We start from the raw sequence: 9,430 nt of genomic DNA, 5'->3' as shown, positions 1-9,430 counted from the left end.
CGAACGACAAGTTCGTGATCCGCGGGACGGAGGCGGGAGCGACGTTCGACCGCGGCAGCGACGAGCTCACGGTTCACGAGGCGCGGGCGTTCGACGGCGACCACCACCACTTCTCCGACACCGTGGTCGAGACCCGCGAGAGCGACAGTCACGCCGCCGAGCAGGCGACGTTCCTCGACGCGGTCGCGGCCGGCGAGGCGCCCGCGATCAACACGATCGACGAGGCGCTCTCCGTCCAGCGCGTCATCGACGCGATCTACCGCTCCTCGGACCGCGGCGAGGCGGTCCGGCTGGACTGAGTGGGCGGCGAGTCGACCGCCAGTCCCCGTGCCCGGTATCCGAACCTATTCGGTCCTGCGGTCCCACCTCGGAATCAACCCGTGACACGCGATCCCGGTCCGACGCCGCCCTCCGAACGCATCGTCAGCCTGGACGCGCTCAGAGGGTTCGCCCTCCTCGGAATCTTACTCATCAACGTCTGGGTGTTCGCGATGCCGGAGGCGACGCTGCTGAACCCCACCGTCTACGCCGACGCGACCGTCTATGGCGACTTCACCGGCGCGAACTACTGGGCGTGGTTCGCCGGCCACGTGTTCGCGCAGTCGAAGCTCATCACGCTGTTCTCGGCGCTGTTCGGCGCCGGCGTCCTCCTGTTCGTCGAGAGCAAAGCGGAGAAGGGCCAACCCGCCGTCCGGCTCCACTACCGGCGGACCGCGGTCCTCATCGCGATCGGTCTGCTGCACGCGTACCTGCTGTGGTACGGCGACATCCTCGTCGCGTACGGCGTCACGGGACTGTTCCTGGTCGCGGTCCGCGACCTGGATGCCAAACGGCTCGCGACGCTCGGGGGGCTCTTCCTCCTGTTCGTCCCCGCGATAGAGCTGTTCGCCGCCGTGAGCATCGGCGGCGACGCGATCGCGGCGCAGTGGGCACCGAGCGAGGCCGCGCTGCGCCAGGAGGTGGCGACGTATCGCGGCGGCTGGCTTGAGCAGATGGACCACCGCGTCTCCTCCTCCCTCGAGCGACAGACGAGCGGGTTCATCGGATCGAGCTTCTGGCGCGTCGGCGGCGTGATGCTGCTCGGGATGGCGCTGTACCGCTGGGGCGTGCTGACCGGCGAGCGCTCGGCGCGTTTTTACAAGCGGCTCGTCGCCGGCGGGGTCGTCGGCGTCGCGATCGTCGTCGCCGGCGTCGCCTACATCGAGGCGAACGACTGGAGCGCGGACGCGGCGCTGTACTGGCGGCAGTTCAACTACTGGGGGAGCCTCCTCGTCGCCGGCGGCTACCTCGGGCTGGTCATGCTGTACGCGAAGCGGCGCCCGGACGGTCCGGTGACTCGCGGCCTCGCCGCGGTCGGTCGGACCGCGTTCACGAACTACCTGCTCCAGACCGTGCTCGCGACCTCGATCTTCTACGGCCACGGGCTCGGCCTGTTCGGCTCCGTGACCCGCGTCGAGCAGTACGGGATCGTCGTCGCGATCTGGGTCGTGCAGGTGGCGCTGTCGGTCGCGTGGCTCGAACGCTACCGCTTCGGTCCCGTCGAGTGGGTCTGGCGGACGTTGACGTACGGCGACCGACAGCCGCTCCGAACGCCGGACTAACTGCCACCGCCCGCCGCGGTCCCCTCCGTTCCCGCCGGCGTGGAGCCTCCGAACGGTCTAAGTGCGCTCGCTTCCGAACTCGGGTAATGAGTCTTCGGCCCGCGTGGCTGACCTTCAGGCGATACGCGGCGGCGACGACGGGGATGACGCTGACACTGTTCGCGCTCGGCGTCTACACCGCGGCGACCGGCTCCGGACTGGCGTGTGAAGCCCAGTGGCCGCTCTGCTCCGACCAGCTCATCCCCGCGCTGACGATCAACCCGGACTTCATCGAGTGGTTCCACCGCGCGTGGGCGATGGTGACCGGGTTCCTCATCATCGGCGTCGCCGGCTGGACGTGGCTCGGCGGCTTCGACCGTCGGACCCGGATCGCGGCGACGCTCGCGGTCGTCGTCCTCCCGCTGCAGATCACCGTCGGCGCCGTCACGGTCACGGTCGGCGGGCTCGTCCCCGGAGGGTACACCGTCTCGACGCACGCCGCGCACCTGATCGTGGCGCTGACCATCTTCACGCTCCTCGGGCTGGCGACGATCTGGGGCGGCGGCCGCGGTTCCGCTCGACTCCTCCGGATCGCGACCGGAGTCGCCGTCGCGGGCGTCGTCGCCAGCGCGGTCTTCTCGCGGGCGGTCCCGTTCGTCACCTACTCGCCGGGCGCGCAGGCCGGATTCTACGTCACCGGGCTGGCGGGACACCTCGGGCTCGTCGCGACGGTCGCGTACGCCACGGAGGCCGCTCGGGCCGGCTACGCGGGAGTGAGTCGGTCGACCGCGCGGACGGTCCGCCGGCTCGCGGCCGGCGCGACGGGCGCGCTCGTTCTGACGCTCCTGTTGGGCCGCGACCTGGTGTTGTACACCGCGGTGTGGGAGCGGATCAACCTCGTCGCGCTCGGCGTGGCCGTGGCGCTCGCTGCCGGTGCGGGATGGATCGCCCGCGACGCCGACGGCGCCGGAACCGCGACGGAGCCGATCGGCGGCGACTGACAGGCGCGCAGGCGTCGGATCCGCAGTCCCGGACGGTACTCTCAGTTCGCGAGGTCCGTGACGACCTCGACGCCCCGCACGTCGTACTCGCCCATCGCGGCGAGTCGGTCCGAGACGTCTGAGAGGCTGATCTCCCGTCGCACCAGCGCGCCTGGGTCGACGTCGGCCGCCTCGACGAGCGCGAAGAGGTCGTCGTAGCTCGTCGGCGGCATGCCGCGCGACCCGACGAACGACACCTCCCAGCGGGTCATCCAGTCGGTCGGCAGCGACACCTCGCCGCGTTCGGTCTCGGTCGTCAGCCCCACCTGGACGTGGGTTCCCCGGGGTCGGACCGAACGGACGGAGTTTCGGCACGTCTCGGCGATTCCGAGGGCGTCGACGGAGACGTCGGCGCCCCCGCCGGTCAGCTCGACGATCCGGTCCGTGACCGCGTCGTCGGCCGCGAGGGTGGTCGGGTTCACGACCTCGTCGGCGCCCAGATCGCTCGCGAGCGAGAGCGCGTCCTCGTCGACGTCGACGGCGACGACTCGGGCGCCGAGCGCGTCGCCGAGCTGGATCGCGGAGAGACCGACGCCGCCGCAGCCGTGGACGGCGAGCCAGTCGCCGCCGCCCAGCCCGGCCCGGTCGGCGAGCGCGTGGTACGCGGTCATGTACCGGCAGCCGAGCGCGGCCGCGGCGGTGGCGTCGAGCCACGGCGGGCGCTCGACCAGGTTGTAGTCGGCGGCCGGGACGGCCACCCGCTCCGCGAAGGCGCCCGCCGCGTCCGGCTCGAAGCCGAGCGCCCGCCCGTCGGCGCACACGTTGCCGGCGCCGCGGCGGCAGTACGGGCAGGTGCCGTCGCCGAGCGAGAAGGGGACGACGACGCGGTCCCCGGGCGCGAATCGAGCCACCGAACGCCCCACGGCGACGACTTCGCCCGCGGGCTCGTGGCCGAGCACCTGTCCCCGGGGGACGCGGTCGTCGGCCCACTCGCCGTGGCCCATCCAGGCGTGCCAGTCGCTGCGACAGACGCCGCAGGCCGCCACCCGGACCACGGCCTCGTCCGGCCCGGGCTCCGGCTCCGGGATCTCGCGGATCGCCAGCGGTTCGCCGTACTCCCGAAGGATTGCCGCGCGCATGCCCGACAGACGACCCGGAGAACGTAAAACCGCCCCGTACCGAGACGCCGTCAGACTCTTGATTCGTTTGTGATAGGACGATGCGAGCGTGTCGAACTATCGAGGTTTCTCCCGGCTCTAAATACTCTTTTCACTCCTCTCCACCTTGATTTCACACGATATTCTCTTGATATCCTATGTCATACAACTGATAATTAGGTAAAGTTTATTATCTTACAAGAAAGGGGTACACACGTGACACAGTCGTTCGAGCGACGGCCGGGCGTCGCCTATCGGCGGCCCGACGGAGATCCGGACCGGGTGGTCGTCGAGGCCGCCGGCGAGCCGCGGTTGGACGTCGACGCGATGCCGCGGACCGACTGGCTCCGGTCCGTGGCCGAGGAGGATCGACGGCGTCTCCGAGAGGCTCTCGACGGGGACGTCGTCGACGTCACGTATCGGCTCGCGGTCGGCGACGAGTCGACGTGGGTCCGCGAGTGCGGCCGCTACGACGAGCGCGGCGACGTCGTGGGGTACCTCCTCCCCGCGAGCGACGACGTCGAGCGCCGCCGGCAGCTGGAACGCGAGCGCGAGCGGCTCGAGGAGTTCGCCAGCGTCGTCTCTCACGACCTCCGGAACCCGCTCTCGGTCGCGGCCGGCAACATCGAACTGGCGCGGGAGCTCGAGGGCGAGGCGGCCGACGAGCGGCTGGACCGCGCCCAGGACGCGCTGGACTGGATGGACGAGCTCATCTCCGACCTCCTCGCGCTCGCCCGGGAGGGACGGTCCGTCGAGGAGACCGAAACGGCGGACCTCCGCCCGATCGTGGACCAGGCGTGGGGGACGATCGAGTCCCATACCGGCGTCGAGCTCGTCGTCGACGGCCACCTCCCGACCGTCGAGTGCGACCGAAGCAGGCTCCGACAGGTGTTCGAGAACCTCTTCCGGAACGCGATCGAGCACGCCGCTTCCGCGGACGGCGCCCCCGACGACGAGGCGAACGGCGACAGTCGTCGAACGGGGTCGCCCGCGGGCGCGTCGCTCCGGGTGTTCGTCGGTCCCCTCGCCGACGGCTTCTACGTCGAAGACGACGGCCCGGGAATTCCGGAGGACCGCCGAAAAGCGGTGTTCGAGCCCGGTCACACGACCGACGACGGCGGGACCGGGTTCGGGCTCGCGATCGTCGAGCGCGTCGCCGAGGCGCACGGCTGGTCGGTGTCCGCGACCGAGGGCCGGACCGGCGGCGCGCGGTTCGAGTTCGAGGGCGTCGAGGTCGTCGACGACGGCGCGGGAGGGTCGAGTCGCGGGGGCGTCGCCACGGAATCCGGCGGCTCGTCGAGGGAGTAGCGCCGCAGGCGGCGACGGCCGCTCAAAAGAAGTCGGTCAGCCCGGCCTGTCCGTCGTCCCCGCTCTCGTCCGCTCCGTCCCCACTCGGGTCGCCCGCACCGTCGGACTCGGCCGCGCCGTCCGCGGTTCGCCCGTTCCCGCCGGCGCTCACCCCGTCGGCGTCCCCGACGCCGTCAGACGCCTCCGGATCGGCGTCCGGTTCCGTCTCCGTCCGCCGCGCGCCGCCGGCGAACGCGCCCTCGGCGTGCTCCTCCATCCGCTCTTCGCGGAGTGCCTGCGCGTCTTCGACGACGGACGCCACCTTGTTGGTCGAATCGCCGGAGCCGGTGACGAAGGCGACTCCGGCCTCGTCGAGGTCGTACGCCGCCGCCATCGCGACGGTCAGCTCCCGGGGCTTGCAGTGGTGCGTGACCGTCCGCAGGAACGGCAACACCTCGCGGCGCGCGGTCGCGATGCTACAGCCGCTCGCGGCCGCTATCCGTCCGACCACCTCGTCCGCCGTCGCGTCCGAGGAACTCCAGAACTGCGGGCGGGCGTAGCGGGTCCAGCCCCCCTTCGTCCCGTCGCGAGCGGCGGCGACGCCCGCGGCCGCGTTGTCGGTCGCGTAGCGCCAGTAGGTGTAGTTCTGCGTGGCGCGCACGCGCCCGAGCCACACGTCGGCGTTCGCGAGGAAGTCGTACGCGCGGACCGCCTCGGCCGGGTCGTACACGTCGAGGACGTTGTTCTCGATCCACTTCGTGAGGTCGTCGGGGGTCTCGTCGACGGCGTACGCCGACTGGAGCGCCTCCGCCGCCGACTCCTCCTTCAGGACCGCGTCGAGGAACGGGAACAGCCCGAGCGCCTTGTCGCGGTCGCCGGTGACCACGTCCTCGACCGTGATCGCGTCCCGACCCTCGGTGGCGGCCTGCAGGTCGTTGATCGCGCCGCGGAGGTCGCCGCGGTTGCGGTCGGCGATCCGCTGGAGGGCGTCGGACTCGAACTCGATCCCCTCCTTCCGGCAGACGTCCCGGAGGACGGGGACGATGGAGCGCGCGGAGACGTCGCGGAACTCGATCTCCTGGCAGGCGCTCCTGAGCCCGCGGGACATGTCGTAGAACTCGTTGGCGATGAGGACGATGGGCTGTCCGGACTCCTTCACCAGCTTCGTGATCGCGCTCGCACCGCCGCGGTCGTAGTTGCCGTGGATGTTGTCGGCCTCGTCGAGGATGACGAGCTGTCGGGAGGCCGTGTCGCCGCCGGTCGCGCCGCCGCCGGCCGCGCTCCCGCCGAGGGTGGCGTTGCGGGCGGCCCGTCCCGCGAAGCGCTCGATGACGTCGGCGGTGCGCTGGTCGGAGGCGTTCAGCTCCACCGTCTCCCAGCCCATGTCGTTCGCGAGTGCGTGGGCCGCGCTCGTCTTCCCGACGCCCGGGCTCCCGTGGAGGACGACGGCCTCGCGGTGGTCGTCCCACGAGCGCGCCCACTCCGCGAACGCGTCGCGCGCCTTGTCGTTGCCGCGGACCTCCGAGAGGGTGCTCGGGCGGTACTTCTCCGTCCAGTCGACCATTATCGGCGGTAGGGTCGTACGGCGTTTAGTGGTTCCGGAGCCTCACTCCTCGCTCGACGCCTCCGGGTCGAGCCGCGGAGCGAACCCCTCGTACCAACCGTCGCTGGAGACGACGGTGTCGCCGTCAGACTCGAGGAGGTGAAGCGCGTCGATCGGGCCGTCTGCGACCGGAATTTGCGTGCTTCCGTCGTGACGCTCGACGATGTGATACCGGTCTCCATGTCGCTCTCGTATCTCTTTCGAGAGCGTCAGCCGCCCCCGATCGTCTCGGCTCGCGCCTCGTCCATCGCGGCGACCGACGTTCGGATGCGCCGCGGCGTACCCGAGGACGCGGCGATAATGGAGGGCGCCCTCCCGCGGATTCCGGGTACACGCGATCGCCGTGGATCCGAGTGAGAGCCCGAACCGTGGGTTGCACGAGCGTGACTCACACCTCAGCAGAGACGACATATTCGTCCAATTTTCACTGATGATAGTTATGCCATTAAGTACTTAAGGTGTGCTTACTTTCTCTTAGATAACCAGCTAACCGATCGGAACGGCTGTGGGGCGTCAAGAACTGTCGGCGACACCAGACCCCCACTCAAAACCCGTTTCGTCGGGGGATCGCTGGATTCAAACAATGAAACCAAGCAACCTGTTCAACTCGGACGACCGTGCCGTGAGTCCCGTTATCGGAGTCATACTCATGGTAGCGATCACTGTGATCCTGGCTGCCGTGATCGGAACGTTCGTGCTCGGCCTGGGCGACTCGCTCGGCGACAGTCAGCCGAGTGCGCAGATTAGTGTGGACGTCTCAGACGATGCGGGTAACGGAACATTTGAGTTCTCACATGATGGAGGCGACCCCATCGAATCAGGGGACCTAGAGCTTAGGATTGGTGACGGGTCCGACGAATTGTCGAATAGCTCTCAGTTCAGTGATCGATTCTCCGTCGGAGACACTGTGAGTGGGACGTTCAGCGGTGATGGTGGTGACGGGCCGAGTGATATTCGCGTCCGTTTGATCCACACACCGAGCGAATCAGTGATCCTCGACCGTACTGTAGAAGTGAACATTGATGGCGTCGACGGTACTGGCGACATCTCGTTCGATTAATTGCGACATCATTGTCGCCGATTTTATCCAGACCCCCGCAAGCGTGTCAGTCACCTCGTTCATTTGGCGGTTCCCGTAGACTCGGCAGAATACATCAGTGATATTACAGTAACAGGATAGATATTATCCTGAGCTGTCAGCATCGCCGTTTTAGCGGTCCATAGCACAACTACCGAGAGCGGTTTTCGAGCGTTAGATGGTGTTAAGACTGCTGATAATGAGAATCAATAATGTTTCTTATGGGACCGCTGAGAGTCGAACTCAGGTCATACGGACCCCATCCGCATAGGATACCACTACCCCACGGTCCCTGGCTGCACGCTGAAAAATGGGAGTGCGGTAATTAAGGACTTCGCTTCACTCGTCGTCGGCCTCGCGCGGGACCACGAGGTCGCCGTCGTCACGCACGGCGAAGCTCCCGATCGGGTCGCCCTCGTAGGCCGCCAGTCCCTCGGCGCGTCCGAGTACGTAGCCGTCGCGGTCCGCGCGGACCACACCCAGTTCCTCCCCGTTCGCGGCGAGGACGTCGGCGAGGACGTCGCCTTCTTCGAAGGCGTCCCCGGCGGCGACGCGGTGGCGGAGCAGTCCCGAGACGTCGGTCGTCGGCCCCCGGAAGCGACGCACGGGGAAGTCGACCGGCGCGGGATCGAGGTGGTCGGCGGGCTCGCCGACCGACTCCGGAACGTCCCCGGCCGCGAGGAGGCCGAGCTCGACCGCGACCGAGACGATCCCGGCGACCCCCGCCTCGACCAGCGCGTCGTCGACGACGCGGGGAGAGCCGAGCTCGGCGGTGAACGCCGGTATCCCGGCCCCGTTGAGCACGGCGCCCGCGGTCGTGCGCTGGATGTTCTCCTCGAGGTACTCCGCCGCCGGGTACTCGCGGACCGTGGGGAAGCCGAAGGCGTCGATGATCCGGCCGAACTCCTCCGAGAGCGCGACCGCCTCGTCCTCGGTGCGGCGCCCCCCGTACAACACGCGGTCGCGGATCGCGAAGGGCTCGCTGCCGATCTGCGCGGTGTGACAGTCGATCAGCGCGTCGGCGACGACGCCCGTCCCGGCGGGCTCCGCGAGGGGCGGGTTCACGGACTCGCCCCGCCGATCGCCGCCTCCCGGGACGCCCTCGACCGTCTCGCCCGTGATCGCGGCGTACAGCCGAGCGTCGATCCGCTCCTGGAGCTTCGGCGGACGCGCGGACTCCGCGTCGGCGTCGGGGAAGTGTCGGTTCGGGTCCTCGTCGGCGTAGTACGTGTGCCGGGCGTTGCGCCGCAGCCCCGCCGGCGAGACGACGGGCACCGCGACGACCGTCCCGGCGAGGTCGCCGAGCGCCTCGTCCGCGATGGTCGCCACCGCGTCCTGCACGACGGCGACGCCGGTCGCCTCGTCGCCGTGGACGCCGCCCGTGAGCCACAGCACCGGGCCGTCTTCCGACCCGTTCGCGACGACGACCGGGAGCCGCTCGGCGGCGCCCGTCGGCAGCTCCGCGACCTCGAACCAGCCGCGCGCGACCTCGCCCGGCTCCGCGCTCGCGGTGCCGAGCGCCGCTCGTCGCTCTCCGGCCTCGCCGGAGCCGTCCTCGCCTCCGTCCGGTCTCTCGCTCTCGTCCATACCCGGACCGGCGAGGGCGCGATTATAAAAGCACGCGTTCCAGCGAGACGACGACCCCCGACTCGGCGTCGGGGTCGCCGACGAGCCGACCGAGACAGACCGCGACGCCGTCCGGGGTGTGACAGGCGACGAGCGGCGGGTCGTCGCGCTCGGACGAC

General features: G+C 69.5%; 9 protein-coding genes, 1 tRNA gene and 1 pseudogene. 5 read left to right on the top strand and 6 right to left on the bottom strand.

Annotation, left to right across the window (positions count from 1 at the left end):
* The 3 genes from U4E84_RS15435 to U4E84_RS15425 form a co-directional block, all read left to right on the top strand.
* The coding region (locus U4E84_RS15435; protein WP_345785519.1) for a Gfo/Idh/MocA family oxidoreductase at positions 1–299 on the top strand (299 nt) is incomplete at its 5' end.
* Positions 300–380: 81 nt separating this feature from the next.
* The gene (locus tag U4E84_RS15430; protein WP_322533007.1) at positions 381–1,601 is read left to right on the top strand and encodes a DUF418 domain-containing protein; all 1,221 of its coding nucleotides are present in this window, start codon (positions 381–383) and stop codon (positions 1,599–1,601) included.
* Positions 1,602–1,687: 86 nt separating this feature from the next.
* Positions 1,688–2,581, top strand: a complete 894-nt coding sequence (locus U4E84_RS15425; protein WP_345785518.1) for a COX15/CtaA family protein — start codon at positions 1,688–1,690, stop codon at positions 2,579–2,581.
* 41 nt (positions 2,582–2,622) lie between these two features.
* On the opposite strand, the gene U4E84_RS15420 is transcribed toward U4E84_RS15425, so the two are convergent.
* Positions 2,623–3,699 (bottom strand): zinc-dependent alcohol dehydrogenase family protein, encoded by a 1,077-nt coding sequence (locus U4E84_RS15420; protein WP_322533006.1) that lies wholly within the window; start codon positions 3,697–3,699, stop codon positions 2,623–2,625.
* Between the two features lie 234 nt (positions 3,700–3,933).
* Here U4E84_RS15420 and U4E84_RS15415 point away from each other — a divergent pair, with 234 nt between their 5' ends.
* Positions 3,934–5,025 (top strand): HAMP domain-containing sensor histidine kinase, encoded by a 1,092-nt coding sequence (locus U4E84_RS15415; RefSeq protein ID WP_322533005.1) that lies wholly within the window; start codon positions 3,934–3,936, stop codon positions 5,023–5,025.
* Positions 5,026–5,047: 22 nt separating this feature from the next.
* Here the strand turns inward: U4E84_RS15415 and U4E84_RS15410 are convergent, their stop codons facing one another.
* Positions 5,048–6,568 (bottom strand): replication factor C large subunit, encoded by a 1,521-nt coding sequence (locus tag U4E84_RS15410; RefSeq protein ID WP_322533004.1) that lies wholly within the window; start codon positions 6,566–6,568, stop codon positions 5,048–5,050.
* A 42-nt stretch (positions 6,569–6,610) separates the two neighbouring features.
* Positions 6,611–7,018 carry a hypothetical protein gene (locus U4E84_RS15405; protein WP_322533003.1) on the bottom strand — a complete coding sequence of 136 codons (408 nt, stop codon included), beginning with the start codon at positions 7,016–7,018 and terminating at the stop codon, positions 6,611–6,613.
* Positions 7,019–7,190: 172 nt separating this feature from the next.
* Here U4E84_RS15405 and U4E84_RS15400 point away from each other — a divergent pair, with 172 nt between their 5' ends.
* Positions 7,191–7,667 (top strand): type IV pilin N-terminal domain-containing protein, encoded by a 477-nt coding sequence (locus U4E84_RS15400; protein WP_322533002.1) that lies wholly within the window; start codon positions 7,191–7,193, stop codon positions 7,665–7,667.
* A 240-nt stretch (positions 7,668–7,907) separates the two neighbouring features.
* On the opposite strand, the gene U4E84_RS15395 is transcribed toward U4E84_RS15400, so the two are convergent.
* The 3 genes and pseudogenes from U4E84_RS15395 to U4E84_RS15385 form a co-directional block, all read right to left on the bottom strand.
* Positions 7,908–7,978: transfer RNA gene (locus U4E84_RS15395), tRNA-Pro, on the bottom strand.
* A gap of 46 nt (positions 7,979–8,024) precedes the next feature.
* Complete coding sequence (locus U4E84_RS15390) at positions 8,025–9,272, bottom strand: succinylglutamate desuccinylase/aspartoacylase family protein (protein WP_322533001.1); 1,248 nt, start codon at positions 9,270–9,272, stop codon at positions 8,025–8,027.
* A 22-nt stretch (positions 9,273–9,294) separates the two neighbouring features.
* Positions 9,295–9,430 (bottom strand): annotated as a pseudogene (locus tag U4E84_RS15385) (RNA-guided pseudouridylation complex pseudouridine synthase subunit Cbf5); the annotation flags it as partial.

The organism is Halorubrum sp. AD140, from assembly GCF_034497445.1.
Lineage (GTDB): Archaea > Halobacteriota > Halobacteria > Halobacteriales > Haloferacaceae > Halorubrum.
Note: the sequence above shows the minus strand (reverse complement) of the source record. Positions and strands in the feature narration are given on the sequence as shown.

Excerpts from the sequence above, each read along its gene's own strand:
- U4E84_RS15420 (WP_322533006.1), bottom strand. The coding sequence starts at position 3,699 with ATGCGCGCGGCAATCCTTCGGGAGTACGGCGAACCGCTGGCGATCCGC.
- U4E84_RS15400 (WP_322533002.1), top strand. The coding sequence starts at position 7,191 with ATGAAACCAAGCAACCTGTTCAACTCGGACGACCGTGCCGTGAGTCCC.
- U4E84_RS15410 (WP_322533004.1), bottom strand. The coding sequence starts at position 6,568 with ATGGTCGACTGGACGGAGAAGTACCGCCCGAGCACCCTCTCGGAGGTC.
- U4E84_RS15425 (WP_345785518.1), top strand. The coding sequence starts at position 1,688 with ATGAGTCTTCGGCCCGCGTGGCTGACCTTCAGGCGATACGCGGCGGCG.
- U4E84_RS15405 (WP_322533003.1), bottom strand. The coding sequence starts at position 7,018 with ATGTCGTCTCTGCTGAGGTGTGAGTCACGCTCGTGCAACCCACGGTTC.
- U4E84_RS15390 (WP_322533001.1), bottom strand. The coding sequence starts at position 9,272 with ATGGACGAGAGCGAGAGACCGGACGGAGGCGAGGACGGCTCCGGCGAG.